Source organism: Methylomonas sp. TEB (assembly GCF_047777895.1).
Classification (GTDB): domain Bacteria; phylum Pseudomonadota; class Gammaproteobacteria; order Methylococcales; family Methylomonadaceae; genus Methylomonas.
Genome location: NZ_CP180476.1, coordinates 516,786 through 531,590 on the forward strand (window position 1 = coordinate 516,786; position 14,805 = coordinate 531,590).

The 14,805-nt window shown below is 52.8% G+C and carries 13 protein-coding genes; 8 read left to right on the top strand and 5 right to left on the bottom strand.

The genetic code is table 11. From position 1 onward, the window contains the following. Positions 1-410: 410 nt before the first annotated feature. The 3 genes from ACMXD4_RS02265 to ACMXD4_RS02275 form a co-directional block, all read right to left on the bottom strand. Positions 411-1,079: a hypothetical protein gene (locus tag ACMXD4_RS02265; protein ID WP_415879725.1), complete on the bottom strand. Its 669-nt coding sequence runs from the start codon at positions 1,077-1,079 to the stop codon at positions 411-413. A 582-nt stretch (positions 1,080-1,661) separates the two neighbouring features. Next, positions 1,662-2,147 (bottom strand): FKBP-type peptidyl-prolyl cis-trans isomerase, encoded by a 486-nt coding sequence (locus tag ACMXD4_RS02270; RefSeq protein WP_033158556.1) that lies wholly within the window; start codon positions 2,145-2,147, stop codon positions 1,662-1,664. A gap of 36 nt (positions 2,148-2,183) precedes the next feature. Next, the gene (locus ACMXD4_RS02275) at positions 2,184-2,774 is read right to left on the bottom strand and encodes a hypothetical protein (RefSeq protein ID WP_171696745.1); all 591 of its coding nucleotides are present in this window, start codon (positions 2,772-2,774) and stop codon (positions 2,184-2,186) included. A 66-nt stretch (positions 2,775-2,840) separates the two neighbouring features. Here ACMXD4_RS02275 and ACMXD4_RS02280 point away from each other — a divergent pair, with 66 nt between their 5' ends. Next, a complete protein-coding gene (locus ACMXD4_RS02280) occupies positions 2,841-3,473 on the top strand; it encodes a PilZ domain-containing protein (protein ID WP_171696744.1) in 633 nt (210 codons plus the stop codon). Positions 3,474-3,498: 25 nt separating this feature from the next. Here the strand turns inward: ACMXD4_RS02280 and ACMXD4_RS02285 are convergent, their stop codons facing one another. Further along, a complete protein-coding gene (locus ACMXD4_RS02285; protein WP_171696743.1) occupies positions 3,499-4,497 on the bottom strand; it encodes a glycosyl transferase family protein in 999 nt (332 codons plus the stop codon). Further along, positions 4,494-5,384 carry a heme o synthase gene (gene cyoE / locus ACMXD4_RS02290; RefSeq protein ID WP_171696742.1) on the bottom strand — a complete coding sequence of 297 codons (891 nt, stop codon included), beginning with the start codon at positions 5,382-5,384 and terminating at the stop codon, positions 4,494-4,496. Before cyoE ends, ACMXD4_RS02285 begins: the two co-directional genes overlap by 4 nt. A 107-nt stretch (positions 5,385-5,491) precedes the next feature. On the opposite strand from cyoE, the gene ACMXD4_RS02295 reads away from it, so the two are divergent. From ACMXD4_RS02295 to ACMXD4_RS02325, 7 genes are all read left to right on the top strand, one after another. Beyond that, complete coding sequence (locus ACMXD4_RS02295; protein ID WP_171696741.1) at positions 5,492-6,862, top strand: M16 family metallopeptidase; 1,371 nt, start codon at positions 5,492-5,494, stop codon at positions 6,860-6,862. Beyond that, a complete protein-coding gene (locus ACMXD4_RS02300) occupies positions 6,852-8,150 on the top strand; it encodes a M16 family metallopeptidase (RefSeq protein WP_415879726.1) in 1,299 nt (432 codons plus the stop codon). The genes ACMXD4_RS02295 and ACMXD4_RS02300 overlap by 11 nt, the downstream gene beginning before the upstream one ends. 1 nt (position 8,151) lies before the next feature. After that, positions 8,152-8,736: a 16S rRNA (guanine(966)-N(2))-methyltransferase RsmD gene (gene rsmD, locus ACMXD4_RS02305; RefSeq protein ID WP_171696739.1), complete on the top strand. Its 585-nt coding sequence runs from the start codon at positions 8,152-8,154 to the stop codon at positions 8,734-8,736. Positions 8,737-8,762: 26 nt separating this feature from the next. After that, positions 8,763-9,248 carry a pantetheine-phosphate adenylyltransferase gene (gene coaD / locus ACMXD4_RS02310; RefSeq protein ID WP_171696738.1) on the top strand — a complete coding sequence of 162 codons (486 nt, stop codon included), beginning with the start codon at positions 8,763-8,765 and terminating at the stop codon, positions 9,246-9,248. A gap of 2 nt (positions 9,249-9,250) precedes the next feature. Further along, on the top strand, positions 9,251-9,496 hold the full coding sequence (locus ACMXD4_RS02315; protein ID WP_171696737.1) for a YfhL family 4Fe-4S dicluster ferredoxin: 246 nt from the start codon (positions 9,251-9,253) through the stop codon (positions 9,494-9,496). A 107-nt stretch (positions 9,497-9,603) separates the two neighbouring features. Continuing rightward, positions 9,604-10,653, top strand: coding sequence for an NAD(P)-dependent alcohol dehydrogenase (locus ACMXD4_RS02320; protein ID WP_171696736.1), 1,050 nt, complete (start codon positions 9,604-9,606; stop codon positions 10,651-10,653). 186 nt (positions 10,654-10,839) lie between these two features. After that, positions 10,840-14,802, top strand: a complete 3,963-nt coding sequence (locus ACMXD4_RS02325) for a CHASE domain-containing protein (RefSeq protein ID WP_415879727.1) — start codon at positions 10,840-10,842, stop codon at positions 14,800-14,802. Positions 14,803-14,805 lie beyond the last annotated feature (3 nt).

Here is a 14,805-nt window from a genome sequence, read left to right on the forward strand (position 1 = left end):
AAAACCTCAAATGATCTACCTTGTGAATGCAGGCTGCCGGAAACCGGGCCGAAGAGACTGTCCGATCGTTGATCGAGAGTGGGTCGCTGCTGCAAAGATCTACGCCGGGGATTTCGAAATCCAAGCTCCGATACGGCATCCAGCGACCCAAACCTGAGGTGCCCCTCAGGTGTGTTTTCATGGTTTATTATCCTTTGAAAAGCACGCTTGGATAATACAAGCTCCGAATAGCGGAGCGTATTCGGAGGAAGGAAGAATATCCCAACCATTCTTTGGCAAGGCATGCCTTGATAGATTTGATTCAACATGCGTCCGATTACGCTGCGTTAATCGGATCTACCGTGCTGCGCGGCTTTATCGCGCAGCGTCCAGAGAGCGAAGCGAACGGGGTTGAGCGCCGGGTTAGCATTTCATTCAACGGTGATTTCATATTCAATATCTTGCACCATACGACCAAAAGCGCTGCTTTCACTGTTGTACCGTCCACCAAACTTGAGCGTGTGCTTCCCTTTGTTTAACGGACTAAGCCCAATCCAATACCCATCAGAAGCAGATGGATACGCATTTATCGGCTGATATTTTTTTGGGACCCGTTCAAAAATATTGAAGCACTTTTCTGTTCTTGCTCTATAGCGCTTAGGGTTCTTCACACTAACGCCATCTAGCTCAACAAATAAGTCTATGGCTTTGTCGTTATTGACTGCGGCATTTGCTTTGGCCTGCTCGCATGTAAAACCATTATTTTCCTCTCGCGGGTAATAAACCATATTAACCACAGGGAAAAAAATGCTCTTTCCCGCAGGAACTACGCAATTTCTTTTGATTTTCGACGAGCCGAAGCCACCAGCCAGAAACCATATATTGCCTTGTTGGCCAACATGGCAGTTATTGCCCGAAATATCTCTAACAGGGTTTATTTCATCAGGACTAGACATTGCCCACATCCACCATGAAGCAGATAACTCACCGACAGAATGCTTTTCCAGCGTAAAGCCGGGAGCTAGTGGCGTAGGGGATTCGGCTGAATGGGCTAGGCCAGCCATCGCTAAAAAGGCTGCGGTTATAAAGAGACGATGCATCGATACTCCTTTAAAAATGCCAACAAGTGATTAGAAAGTTTCTGTATATCTCCCCGAATCGGGTGATATACATGTTATGTCAGTTTAGGGGGAAGTCTAGCTGGAAAAAGGATTCAGATATTGTTCGAGCCAAAAACAATATTCCAGCATGCTTAAGGACGAAGCTCGACGTACGTTGGTTTGATCTTCGACTTTGGGATGGGTTAACCCCGTATGCCGCGCCGAGGACCGGAGCTTTTGGCGGGACAAATCGGCAGGATAGCCGATTTGCATGCGTAGCACCCGAAGGGCGAGGTACAGGGATGTACTGAGTGAGTAGCCCGTAGGGGCGCCGCAGGGATGCGGCGCGTTGACGAAGGGGCAGGAAGCCCCTTTCGGCAACCCCCGGCAAAAGCGAGAAGCGCAGGGAATAAGCGGCATCCGGGCCGCCTTTTCTTTGGATACTTTCTTTTGGCGGAGCAAAAGAAAGTGTCTCGGCTGTCGGGCCGAGACCCGACATTAAATCAAGCCGTCGCGTTAGCGACACCTCAAATAAAGTTTTAAATTAGCTAACACAGCATCAGCTAAAAAGACAAAACAAACTCAGTTGACCTTAATCAACTCAACATCAAAAATCAACGCCGCATTAGGCCCAATATCCCGTCCCGCACCACGCTCACCATAAGCCAGGTTAGAAGGAATAAAGAAACGGTATTTCGCGCCTTCTTTCATCAACTGCACGCCTTCGGTCCAGCCCGCGATAACGCGGTTCAGAGGGAATGTGGCGGGTTCGCCGCGGCCGTAGGAGCTGTCGAACTCCTTGCCGTCGATGGTGGTGCCTTTGTAATGGACGGTGACGTTATCGGTGGCTTTGGGTTGGGCGCCGGTTCCTTCGGTGAAGACCACATATTGCAGGCCACTGGCGGTGGTTACCACGCCGGCGGTTTTGGCGTTGTCGGCCAGAAATTTTTCCCCGGCGGCTTTATTTTCGGCTGGGGTTGGGGCGTTGGCGTTGGCCAGTGAGAACATAGCAAATCCTGTAATAAATGCGATTAAAATGGCGATGACACGTTGTTTCGTGGATTTCATGAAAACTCCCGATAGATGATTGGGGCGGCTAGTTTATCAGTTTTTTTGTTCCAGCTCCTGCCGGCAGCTTGCCAGTTGCGCGTCGTAACGCAAGGCGCGCTGATGGACTTTTTGCGCGGTATTCATCAGCCATTGCTTGGATAAAAAGCTGTTGCGCTGATAGCCGCCTAAGCCTTCGTGATAGGTTAAATACAGATTGTTGGCGTCTGAGGTGGGGATGCCCAGCTTGCGGTTGCTGGTGGCGCAATACCAAGCCACAAAGTCGCAGCTGTCGGCAAAATCTTCTCTATCGGCCCAGCCGTTGCCGGCTTTTTGCTGATAGTCCGCCCAGGTTTCGTCCTTGGCTTGCGGGTAACCGTAAGCGCTGCTGGAACGAAACCAAGGGATAAAGCCGAGAATCAATGGCCGGGGCGGTTGGGCGTCAGCGACGAAGCTGGATTCCTGATGGATGATGGCCATCTGCACCGCAATGGGCACGCCCCAGCGCCGCGCGGAGCTTAAGGTTGCTTGATACCAGTCGTCTTTTTCCCGGAAGATTTGACAGATATTTTCCGGGTTTTTTGGTGGCATGGTTGTACACGCCGATAAAACGGCTAGACTAGCCAGACAAATTAATCTGCTTTTCATATCCCAATAAATTAGATTGCTAAAAGGATTTACCTTTAAAAAGCCCTGCCAAACAGAAGGATTATTATGCCAACAACCGAAAAACGCGCCTATCGCAAAAACCTGGCTAGCCAAGGATTGCTGTATTTGGGCTTTGAAGAGCACGAAATTTGGGTCGTGAATCTGTCGCTTTCCGGCTTGCTGGCAGTGCTGAAGGTCGAGCCGCAGGTCAATGGCATCAAAGACATTTTTAATGCTTTGCAAGTTTCGCCGATAGTCGATTTTTATCTGCCGAGCATGCGCTTGGCTGGAGAGGCGGAAATGGTGCGCGCTGAAGCTACCGAGGGCGGATTTGAAATTGCCATCGAGTTTCGCAACCTGTCTTACGATACCGATAATTTACTCTACAGCCGCCGCGCTTACCGCAAAAACATGACCGCGCCCGGGCATATTGTCTTCAACGGCAATGATTATGCGTTTAATACCGAAAATGTCTCGGTGGACGGTTTGATGATACGCATGCTGGGCAGAATTGAAGTGGTGGACGGTACGGTGGCCAAATTCGATTACAAGCACTTGAATCTGGAAGGCGAGGTTAAGGTAGTTTGGGTCGATCACGACGAGATTTCCACGCTGATGGGCTTGCAGTATCTGCATTTGCAGCGCGACTATATCAAGGGTATTCCAAACTTTAGCTACCCGCCTCTGGAAGCCGGCTAGAACTGCGGGTTAAACCGTCGGCCACTCAAAAACGTTGCCGGTTACGCGCCTGCCAAAATTCGGTCGCCAATTGCTGAGCTTGTGCTTGGTCATCGGCTTTGTCCAGCAGCTTCAACGCAACGGCGGCAGTCGCTATCACGGTTGCTTCGCCGAATTCGTCGTTAAGCTCTCCGCGCCAGCATTGCGCCAATAACTTCGGGTCCATGTCTTCGGCTTTCATGTGCCGGCGTTCGAATAGGGCCGGCCAGGTCTCGTCGTTAAGTTCGCCGTTATTGACACTTTGCACCAGACACTCGACGTCCGGATTGCGCTCGGTTTCGCCGCCTTCGCCTTTTAACACCGCCATGTATTTCTGGTCCAGTAACAGCGCGGCTTTTTGATGAACCTGTCGGTAGCTGGGATGAAAGATGCCTTGAATGCTGGCCGTGGCGTCGAACGGATTCAACAATCTGACCAATGTATGCACCGGCGAACGCAAGCCCATCACCGGCCGCAGATTGATCATGTCGAACAGTTTCGGGCATATATATTCCAGCGAGAGATAGCTGAAATTGTCTTGCTGCAATTGCTGGCCGGCTTCGGTTATTGACGTGGCAGCCTTGATGCCTAATGCTTGCAGCACATTTTCGGTGTACAAACGCCCTTCGGTATGGCCGCCGGCGCCGTGCATGAAGACCCTGATGCCGTTCTCGGCCAGCAGTGATGTGGATAATAAAAACCAGGGCAGATGGCGGCGTTTGCCTGCGTAGGACGACCAATCCAGATCGACAGCTACTTTGGATTCGAAGGCGAAGCTTTCCCGCGCGGCTTGCACGAAGCCGGCCAGCTCTTCACAGGTTTCTTCCTTCACCCGCATCAGCATCAAAAATGCGCCGAGTTGAATCGGCTCGACCTGGCCGTCGGCCAAGATCATTTGCATCGCCCGATAGGCCTCGTCTTGGGTTAGAGGCCGGGCGCCTTTTTTGCCCTTGCCGAGTATCTTGATAAATTCCGCGAACGGATGTTCCTGGGTCAACAAGCTCATGAGAATGACAGTGGAAAATAATGATCGATCAGCAATGCCGCGAAAATCAGCATCAGATAAACAATGGAGTAGCCGAAGGTGCGCATCGCGGTTTTATTGTCTTTTTTACGCATCATTTGCACGGCGTAATAGATAAAACCCAAGCCTAATACCACGGCGGCCAGCAAATAAATCACGCCGCTCATGCCGGTTAGATAGGGCAGCAGCGTACTAATCAGCAACAAAATGGTGTAAAGCAAAATCTGTAGGCGGGTGAATTCGACGCCATGCGTCACCGGCAGCATCGGGATGGCAACTTTGGCGTATTCGTCTCGTTTGGCGATAGCCAAAGCCCAGAAATGCGGTGGGGTCCAAACGAAGATAATTAAAAACAGCAACAACGCATGCGGATGCACTTCGCCGGTAATCGCCGCCCAGCCCAACACCGGCGGCGCTGCGCCGGCCGCGCCGCCGATGACGATATTCTGTGGCGTTAATTTTTTAAGGTATACCGTATAAATCAGCGCGTAGCCGATCAGCGACAAAAAGGTCAGAAAGGCGGTCAATACGTTGATTTTGATGGTCAATATCGCCATCGCTACAAGGCCGATAAAGCTGGCGAATACCAATACCTGATGAGAGTTCAAATGACCGGTGGGTAGTGGTCTATTCTTGGTGCGGCCCATTTGCGCATCGGCTTTTTGGTCGATGAAGTGATTGATCGCCGCTGCCGAGGATGCTGCTAGGGCGATGCCTATGCTGCCGTAGAAAAAGTTATCCAGCGGCGGCATGCCCGGCACGGCCAGCAACATGCCGACGATGGCGGTAAACACGATCAATGCCACAACTCTGGGCTTACAGAGTTCTAAGTAGTCTTTCCAGGATAGCGCTGAAGTGGTGTCGGTCATCAAGTACCAAATAGATTTGCGGGTCTTTAAACATATAGAATAACAGTGAACCATTGATTATTAAAATAATCACAAGCGCTCACCATCTTTTAGTCAACGAGGGATTTATGAACTATAGGCTCGCGGCGTTAGCGCTGCTTTGCCCTGCTGTCGCGGCGCATGCCGAGGCCGGCAAGGTACACGAACATGTTTTCAGCAACGGCTTGAAACTGCTGGTAAAGGAGGACCATCGTTCGCCGGTGGTAGTATCGCAAGTTTGGTACAAGGTCGGGTCCAGCTATGAACCCGGTGGCATCACCGGTATCTCACATATGTTGGAACACATGATGTTCAAGGGCACCGCAAAATATCCGGCCGGCGAGTTTTCCCGGATCATCGCCGAAAACGGCGGTAACGAGAATGCCTTTACCGGCCAGGATTACACGGCTTATTTCCAAACCCTGGAAAAATCGCGCCTGGAAATCAGCTTTAAACTGGAAAGCGACAGGATGCGCAATCTGGATTTGAAAGCCGAAGAATTAAAAAAAGAACTGGAAGTGGTTACCGAAGAAAGGCGGATGCGTACCGACGACCAGCCGCGTTCCAAAGTGCATGAGCAGTTCATGGCGACGGCGTTCACCAACAGCCCCTACCAAAACCCGGTAATCGGGTGGCCGTCCGACATCGCCAATTATAAAGTCGAAGACCTGCAAGCTTGGTATCAGCAATGGTACGCGCCGAATAACGCCACGCTGGTGGTGGTGGGCGATGTCGATGCGCTGCAAGTGGAAAAACTGGCCGAGCAATATTTCGCGCCGCTGCAACCCAGCGTGTTGAAACCGGTAAAACCGCAAGACGAAAGTGAGCAACACGGCGTACGTCGGATTACCGTAAAAGCCCCCGCCAAACTGCCCTACCTGATGATGGGCTATAAAGTCCCGGTACTGAAAACCGCCAAGCCGGAATGGGAGGCGTACGCGCTGGAAGTGCTGGCGGGTGTGCTGGACGGCGGCGATAGTGCCCGCTTGTCTTCGCGGTTGGTCAGGGGCAAACAAATCGCGGTATCGGCCGGTGCGGGTTACGACTTCACTTCGCGCTTGCCTGAGGTGTTCCTGTTGGAAGCGACCCCCGCCGAAGGCAAAACCGTATTTGATCTGGAATACGCTTTGCTGGACGAGGTATATCAACTCAAGAACCAGTTGATCGACAAGGACGAATTGCAACGCATCAAGGCTCAAGTATTGGCCAGCGCGGTCTATCAGAAAGACTCCAACTTCTATCAAGCCATGCAATTGGGCACGCTGGAAACCGTGGGTATCGGTTGGCAAAAAGCTGACGAGTATGTCGATAAGATCAATCAAGTCACCGCCGAGCAGGTCAGGGAAGTGGCGCGTAAATACTTGATCGAAGACACGCTCACCGTCGCTTATCTCGATCCGCAGCCGATAACTCAAGCCGCCAAACCTGCAAAAGCCATAGGAGGCCATCATGCGTTTTAATTTAATTGGTTTGGTACTATTGCTGTTGAGCCAGACCGTCTGGTCCGCCGCCAAAATCGAAAACTGGCAAACCCCGCAGGGCAGCCGGGTTTACTACGTGCGCACCGCCGGTTTGCCGATGGTGGATGTGCGGGTGGTATTCGATGCCGGCAGCGCCCGCGACGAGGCGAAGTTCGGCGTCGCCGCGTTGACTTCCGCCTTGCTGGATAGTGGGGCCGGCGACTTGAGCGCCGATGACATCGCCCAGCGCTTCGAATCGGTAGGCGCCAACTATTCAGCTGGTGTCAATGAAGATATGGCTTGGCTGGCGATACGGACCTTGACCGAAAAAGCCTTGTTCGACAAAGCTTTGGCGACCTTCGAAACCGTATTGAGCAAGCCGGCCTTTAATCAAGCCGATTTCGAGCGGGAAAAAGCCCGCACCTTGGCTGGTTTGAAACACCGGGAAGAATCACCGGGCGAATTGGCCGGCATCGCGTTTAACAAAGCCTTGTATGGCGATCATCCCTACGCCCATCCCGAGACCGGCGTGGTGGAAACCGTGGCCGGTTTTAGCGCTGACGATTTGAAAAGCTTTTATCAAAAATACTATGTGGCTGCTAACGCGATGGTGGTCATCGTCGGTGACGTCAGTCGCGAGCAAGCCGAGCAGACCGCTAACCAGTTACTGAGCAAGTTACCGGTTGGCAGTAAGCCTGCCGAAATTCCGGTGGTGACGATGCCTAGCAAAGCCAGCAAACAGCACATCGAGTTTCCGTCCACGCAAACCCACGTACTGGTTGGCTTGCCCGGCACCTATCGTAAGGACCCGGACTATTTCGCCTTGTATGTAGGTAACCATATTTTGGGGGGCGGCAGTATGGTGTCAAGGTTATTCGAAGAAGTGCGGGAGAAGCGCGGTTTGGCGTATGGTGCTTATAGCGTGTTTGCGCCCTTATACCGGCAGGGGCCGTTCATGATGAGTTTGCAAACCCGAAACGATCAAACCGAACAGGCTTTGGATGTGTTGCTGAAGACCTTCAACGAGTTTCTGGATACAGGCCCCAGCGATAAGGAACTGACCGCCGCCAAGCAAAACATCACAGGTGGTTTTGCGATGCGCTTCGATACCAACAGCAAGCTGACCGATTACGTAGCGATGATTGGGTTTTATCAGCAGCCGCTGGACTATCTGGATACCTTTCAGAGCAATGTCGAAGCTGTCAGCATCGAGCAAATCAAGGATGCGTTCAAGCGCCGGGTAAAACCGGAGTTGTTGCAAACCGTGACGGTCGGTGCCGGTAAATAAAATGTCTAACCAAATCCGCATCATCGGCGGCGAATGGCGCAGCCGGCAAATCGTATTCGACGACGCGCCGGGTTTGCGGCCGACGCCGTCGCGGGTGCGGGAAACCTTGTTCAACTGGCTGCAAGCCGACATCCTGAATAGCCGCTGCCTGGACCTTTACGCCGGTAGCGGCGCGCTTGGGGTGGAAGCTGCCTCGCGGGGTGCCAAGCACGTGGTGCAAGTGGAAAACAACCCTGGCAGTTGCCAAAAGCTGCGCGAGAACATCGCCAAATTGGCGGCGACACAGATTGAGGTGGTGCAGCAAGACGTTGGGCAATTTCTAAACGCGCCGGCTCAACCGTTCGACTTGGTGTTCCTCGATCCGCCGTTCGGGCAAGGTTTGATCGGGCAGACCTGCCGACTATTGGACGCCCAAGGCTGGCTGGCCGATTACGCCAAAATCTACCTGGAATGTGAGCGCAAGCGGCCGTTGGATGATCTGCCGGCCGGCTGGCGATTGTTGAAAGCCAAGACGGCCGGCGAAGTCAGCTACCACCTGCTGCAAAAGCAATCGGATACTTTTGCCGCGGCGAATGGTTTAAAATAAGCCGCTTTTGCCTGTTTCCAAAGCCGATGAACATTACCGCGATTTATCCCGGCACCTTCGATCCCATCACCAACGGTCATCTGGATCTGATCCACCGCGCCTCCCGGCTTTACCAACATGTGATTGTTGCCGTCGCGGTCAGCCGCGGCAAACAGCCACTGTTTTCCTTGGAAGAGCGCGTGGCGTTGATTCAGGAAGTGGTCACGGAATTCAGCAACGTCCGCGTGATTGGCTTCGACACCTTGTTGGTCGAATGTGCCAAGCAACATCAAGCCAGCGTCATCATCCGCGGCTTGCGTGCAGTGTCGGATTTTGAATACGAATTTCAATTGGCCGGCATGAACCGCCGTTTGTCGCCCGATATTGAAACGGTGTTTCTGACCCCGGCCGAACAATACGAATTTATCTCGTCCAGCATGATCCGCGAGATCGCCCAATTGAACGGCGATGTGTCCAGCTTCGTGCCCGATGTGGTCAAACAACGCTTAACCGAAAAATTTTCCGAGGAGTAATTATGGCGCTCATTATCAGCGACGACTGTATCAACTGCGATGTCTGCGAACCGGAGTGCCCGAACGGCGCCATTTCGCAAGGCGATGATATATACGTGATCAACCCGTCCCTATGCACCGAGTGCGTCGGTCATCATGACAAGCCGCAGTGCATGGAAGTTTGTCCGGTGGATTGTATCGATAAAGATCCGGATGTGGTCGAGGACAAGGACAGTCTGTACAAGAAGTATTTGAAACTGACGAGTTGACATGCGTTAGCAGCGTCAGGCGCGTATTTGCACCTGACGCAAACAAAATCAATCGACGGGCTGAGCCCTGGTGCAGGCACCGTACAATCTAAATTTAGGGGATCGATATGCTCAAAAGTGTTGGCTATGCCGCCTATAACCCGCAAACGCCGCTACGCTCGTTTCATTTCGAACGCCGGCAACCCGGTTCCGAGGATGTGCGTATCGAAATTCTGTATTGCGGGGTTTGCCATAGCGATTTGCATCAGGTGCGCAACGAATGGCGCGGCACGACGTTTCCGATAGTGCCGGGCCACGAAATTGTCGGTCGGGTCGTGGAAGTCGGTTCCCAAGTGACTCATTTTAAGGTGGGTGATTTGGCCGGGGTAGGCTGCATGGTGGATTCCTGCGGCGTCTGTCCCGATTGCCTTGATCATCAGGAACAGTTTTGCGACCAAACGGTGTTCACTTACAACAGTCCGGACAAATACACCGGCAAAATGACTTACGGCGGCTACTCGAATCAGATCGTGGTCGATCAGGGGTTTGTGTTGCAAGTGTCCGATAAGCTGGAGTTGGCGGCGGTAGCGCCCCTGCTGTGCGCCGGTATTACGACCTATTCGCCGTTGCGGCATTGGCAAATCGGCAAGGGCCATAAGGTTGGCATCGTCGGTTTGGGCGGTCTGGGGCATATGGGCGTGAAGTTTGCCCACGCCTTTGGTGCAGAGGTCGTGCTGTTTACGACTTCGCCAGGTAAAGAAGCGGATGCCAAACGCTTGGGCGCGAGCGAGGTGGTGATCTCAAAAAACACCGACGAAATGGAAAAGCATTTAAACAGCTTTGATTTCATTTTAAATACCGTCGCCGCGCAGCACGATTTGGATCAATATTTAAGCCTGTTGAAGCGCGACGGCACGATGTGTCTGGTCGGCGTACCGTCCGAGCCGCATCCCTCGCCGAACGTCGGCAACCTGATATTTCGCCGCCGCGCGTTGGCGGGTTCGTTGATCGGCGGTATTCGCGAGACTCAGGAAATGCTGGATTTCTGCGCCGAGCACGGCATCGTGTCCGACATTGAGCTGATTCCGATGGCCGGCATCAATGACGCCTATCAACGCATGTTGAAAAGCGACGTGAAATACCGCTTTGTGATCGATATGGCGACCCTGCCGGGCTGACGCACTATCCCAACCTCCTAAATATCGTCGCTCCCGCGCAGCCGGGAGCCCAGTGGCTAAACTGGATTAGCGATGAGTCCTCGCAATGCCGGATGGCCCAGGTTTTGGCCTATCCGCATCCCTAGCAAAACATTTGACCTATAATCACCTTCTCTCACTTTTCTTGGCTTGTTGGGCAGAGAAGGAATGCGTTTGAGCTTTTACCGATTTATTTTTCTGACAGCAATTATTGCCGTGGCGGGTTGGGCTGGGTTGCGCCTGGCCTTACCGCCAGGCTATGCCAGTCCGATTTGGCCGCCGGCCGGCATTGCGCTGGCAGCGGTGTTGCTCTGGGGTAAGAAAATCTGGCCGGCGATAGGGTGCGGCTCGTTCCTGACCAATCTCTCGCAAGGATATGAGTTAAGCGGCGAATTAACGCCGCCGACGGTCTTCGTCGCGATGGGCATCGCGATCGGCAGCACATTGCAAGCATTGACCGGTGCTTGGCTGTCGCAACGCTTTCTAGGGACCGGCGTACCGCGTTTGGATAAAGGAAAAAACATTTTTCGGTATGTGTTACTAGTCGGGCCTTTGACTTGCTTGATCGCCGCCACCGTCGGGGTCAGCACCTTGCTTGGATTCGGTGTTTTAACCGATGCCAATGTTTTGGTGGCTTGGTGGAATTGGTGGATAGGCGATTGTCTCGGGGCCATCATCATATCGCCTTTGGTTTTTTGCGGGTTTGCAGAACCAAGAGCGCTTTGGCGTCCCCGGCTGGTAGGTGTGGCTATGCCGCTGGTAGCCATGTTGGCCGGGCTGATCATTACTTTTCTATTGGTTTTGCGAGCGGAAGACAGTCGGCTACAACTGCAATTTGACAGCAATGCCGGCGCGGTTAATAAAGCCTTGGCAGACAATTTTTCCGCCGTGTTGAAAGCGTCTTTTTCGCTCAATAGTTTCTTCCAAGCGGCCGGACCGGTAGACCGGGATAAATTCGGCGTTTTTGCCAATGGCGTGCTGGCACAGAATCCGCACATTCAAGCGCTGAGCTGGGTATCGCAGATCCCCAGCGAACAGCGGGCGTCTTACGAACAATCGATCCGCGACGAAGGATATAAAGATTTTACGATCAAGGAACTAGGTGCGGATCGCCAGTTCATCAAGGCTCAGGAGCGTACCGAGTATTTCCCCGTTACCTTTATCGAGCCTTTATCAACCAATAAGCTGGCGCTGGGCTTTGACTTGAATTCCGAGGCCAATCGCCGAGCAGCGCTGACGGAAGCCAGGGCCAGCCAAGCAGTCAGCGTCACCCGGCCTATTCAACTGGTGCAGGACGGGCAAGCCAATCAAGCCTTATTGCTGATGATGCCTGTATACCTGGCTAATGCCAATAGTTCGGAGCCGGCGTTTAGCGGGTTTTTGTCTACAGTGGTGCGTATCGATTCCCTGGTGAAGGCGGCCATGCAAGACTTAAATCTTGACGATATGAACGTGGCGCTACTGTATTACGATGCGGAAAACCACGCTATACCGTTATACGGAGCGCTGAAAGCATTGACGACCGGTGTTAATGAGTCCAGGCATTCCATCCGTTTTGGCAATCGCTTGTTGGAAGTGATTGTCCAGCCGGAAGCCGTATTCATTGCGACGCATGCCTCCTGGTTACCGTGGCTGGTGTTGTTGGGAGGATTGCTGTTTACCATGCTACTAAGCGTGTACTTGTTATCCGCCACCGGCAGGGCGGCTATAGTGGCGGCACTGGTCGATCAGCGCACCGCTCAGCTTGATGCGGCAAACTCAAGTTTAAAGGATGCGTATATTCGTTTGGCGGAAAAAGGCCAAAAGCTCCGCGACTTATACGAGCTGTCGCCCTTAGGCATCGCTTTGCTGGATGTGCACGGCAAATTCGTTGAATTCAATCATGCTTTTCAACGCATGACCGGGTATACGGAAGAAGAACTTCAACGGCTCGATTACATGAGTTTATCCGCCGATAAAGACCAGAGTTTGGCCGAACAATTAAGTTGGTTAGCCAGAACCGGGCAGTATGGTTCGGACGAAGCGACGTTTATCCATAAAAGAGGGCGACCGGTATCGTTACAACTAAGCGGCACCAAAGTCGCCGGTACCGAGGATCAGGATTATATTTGGTTTATTGCCGAAGACGTTACCCAAGCCAAAGCCAATAAAGAAGTGCTGCGACAAAGTGAGTTGAAGTATCGAAAGCTGTTCAACAGTTCCAGCGATGCGGTCATGATGGCCGATAGCAGCGGATTTCTGGATTGTAATCAGGCCACCTTGGATTTATTTGGTTACGACGCTGTGTCCGAGTTCTGCCGCTTGCACCCCGGTAAAGTTTCGCCGCCAAATCAGGCAAACGGCAGGGATTCGGTAGAATTGGCGAACGAGTATATGGCTACGGCGATCAAAAACGGCCACTTGGAATTCGAGTGGCTGCATAAGCGTGCCGACGGTCGTATTTTTCCGGCTTTGGTGACGCTGGCGCGGGTTAGTCTGGACGGCCACCTGGTATTACAAAGCGTGGTGCGCGATCTAAGCGAACAGAAGCGGGTGGAACAGGCCTTGATCGAAGCCAAAGAAACCGCCGAGAGCATGGCGGCCTTCAAATCGGAGTTTCTGGCGAACATGTCCCACGAAATCCGCACGCCGATGAACGCGGTGATCGGGTTGTCGCAGTTGGCATTGAATAAGCCGGTATCCGCTGAGGTAAGGGATTATCTGCAAAAGATTTACAGCAGTTCCGTCAGTTTACTCGGCATACTCAACGACATTCTCGACTTCTCCAAAATGGAGGCCGGTAAACTGGGACTCGAACAGGTCGAATTCAACCTGAATACCGTATTGGATAACCTGCATAATCTGTTTGCCTTGTACGCGGCGGAAAAATGCCTGGACATCAAGATAGACGTTGCGCCGGATGTGCCCTTAGGTTTGGTCGGTGATGCACTGCGTTTGCAACAGATTCTCTCCAATCTGGTGGGAAATGCGCTGAAGTTTACTGAGCAAGGCAGTGTCACATTGCAAGTGGCTTTGCTGGAATGGCAGGACGCTCAGGCCAAGCTGCGTTTCAGCGTGATGGATACCGGTATCGGTATTCCCGAAGCGGATCTGCCTAAGTTGTTCCATTCCTTCAGTCAGTTGGATGCGTCGATTACTCGCCGCTTCGGTGGTACAGGTTTGGGCTTGAGCATCAGCCAAAAGTTGCTGCAACTAATGGGCAGCGATTTTCATGTCGAAAGTAAGCCGGGGCAGGGTTCGAATTTTAGTTTTGAGTTAATGCTGGGCGTTAGCGCGCAGCAAGCCGATTTGCCGGCGGCGCGGCCGGATACCGACACCCAGGCCGGTGGCTTGTCTAAGACTCTTGCCGATCAAGGTAGCGCATTGCGGGGCATGCGTATTCTGGTGGCCGAAGACCATGCTATCAATCAGAAAATTTTGCAGGAATTTTTGGCCTTATGCGGGGTTAGTGTCGATCTTGCCGGTAACGGCCGCGACGCCTTGGCCATGCTGGCAGAGCACGCTTATGATGCAGTGCTGATGGATATTCATATGCCGGTGATGAGCGGTCTGGCCGCCACCGAACAGATCCGCCAAAATCCCGAGTATCACTCCCTGCCGATTATCGCGCTGAGCGCCGGCGTGACCCAAGAGGAACGGGACAAATGCCTGGCCAGCGGTATGAACGAGTTTGTGGTCAAGCCGATTCAACCGATGCAGTTGGTTAAGGTGTTGTGCCAGCAGATAGGTCGAAGTCCGGTTGGCGCTTCGGTAAACGGGCCTGTTACAAATGCGCGTGACGTTTCAGCGTTTTGCTTACGAGATTTGCCCGGTTTTGATTTCAGCAACACGCTGGATTTGCTGGATGGCGACGAAAGCTTTTTGAGCGAGTTGCTGGGTAGTTTTAAAAATAGCACCGCAAGCACCTTGATAGCGCTGGATGATTTGCTGGAGAAGCGCGATTTGCAAAAGGCGCGAGACGTGCTGCACGGTTTGAAAGGCGTCGCCGCTAACTTGGGGGCAAATCGTGTGGAGCAGGCCGCGACGAGATTTTGTCTGTCACTCAAGCAGGACAGTTTAAATCCTGCTGACTATGCCGAATTCAAACGGATAATGACCGAAGCGCTGACTGCACTGGAACCGTTGGGATAGTCG